The sequence below is a fragment of the Mesorhizobium sp. M4A.F.Ca.ET.090.04.2.1 genome (assembly GCF_003999085.1).
Lineage (GTDB): Bacteria > Pseudomonadota > Alphaproteobacteria > Rhizobiales > Rhizobiaceae > Mesorhizobium.
In genome coordinates, this window is record NZ_RZOT01000902.1 from 1 (window position 1) to 1,118 (window position 1,118).

1 protein-coding gene is annotated in these 1,118 nt (G+C 63.4%); it reads right to left on the minus strand.

From position 1 onward, the window contains the following. Positions 1–25 precede the first annotated feature (25 nt). Positions 26–955 (minus strand): IS110 family transposase, encoded by a 930-nt coding sequence (locus tag EN781_RS33005; RefSeq protein WP_126057235.1) that lies wholly within the window; start codon positions 953–955, stop codon positions 26–28. Positions 956–1,118 lie beyond the last annotated feature (163 nt).

Genomic DNA, 1,118 nt, shown 5'->3' on the forward strand with positions numbered 1-1,118 from the left:
ACGGGGAGAGCGACTGTCTTGGCTGTCAAGCTGTTTGCCATGGTTTTTGGTCGCGGATGATGGCGTTGAGAATGGTCAGCAGCTTTCGCATGACGGCCACGACGGCGACGATCTTCGGCTTGCCAACCTCGACGAGGCGGTCGCGAAAGGCCTTGAGGACCGGATTGTGGCGTATGGCGACGAGGGCAGCCATGAAGAGGACGGCGCGCACGCGGCTCCTGCCGCCGCCGATGAAGCTCTTGCCACGCCATGTGCCGGACTGCCTCGTCCATGGTGCGAGACCTGCAAGCGCTGCGATCTGGCGCCGGTCGAGGCTGCCCAACTCCGGCATCTCGGCGATCATGGTGCGGGCAACGGTGGGACCGATGCCTGGCACGGAGGACAGCAGTTTTTCCCGGACCCGCCAGAGCGGCGACTTGCGGATATGATCGTCCAGGTCGGCATCGAGGCTTTCCAACTCACGCCTGAGCGCGGCGAGCAGGCGCTTGATGCTCTTTTGCGCCTGTCTTGCGTTGACCGTGCGGGCGCGGTTCTCTTCGGCCACGATCATCTGCACGATCTGGCGCCGGCGCGTGACGAGATCGGCCAACGTCCTGGTCTCGGCATCGCGCAGCGGCCGCAGTTCCGGCTTGGTCGCAGCTATGAAGGCTGCGATGACGGCAGCGTCGATCGGATCGGTCTTGGCCCGCTTGCCGAGCGCATTGGCATAGGCCCGGATCTGCGCTGGATTGACCACGACAACCGAAAGGCCGGCGCTCGCCAAAGTGGCGACCGCCAGTTGCTCGTAGCCTCCCGTAGCCTCCAATCCGATTGCCGTCGGAGAAAAGGCTGCAAGACGTCGAGCCAGCTCCTCCACCCCGGCATGGTCGTTACCAACCGAAAACGCTTCACCGGACGGCAAAACATGCACATCCAGCCGATCCTTCGAAACGTCGATGCCAACAACGATTTCCATCCTATCCCATCCTTGCCTAATCGGGCTTCGCTTGCGGCCCAGGCGACTGTTCGGGGTCGATGGAACGGCGGACGAAGACCCTCGCTCTCCCACGGGCTTCAAGGCCCAAAGATGCTCCGGTCTCTCGTCCGCCACCGCACCTGCTGCAATAGCAGAGTCGGCA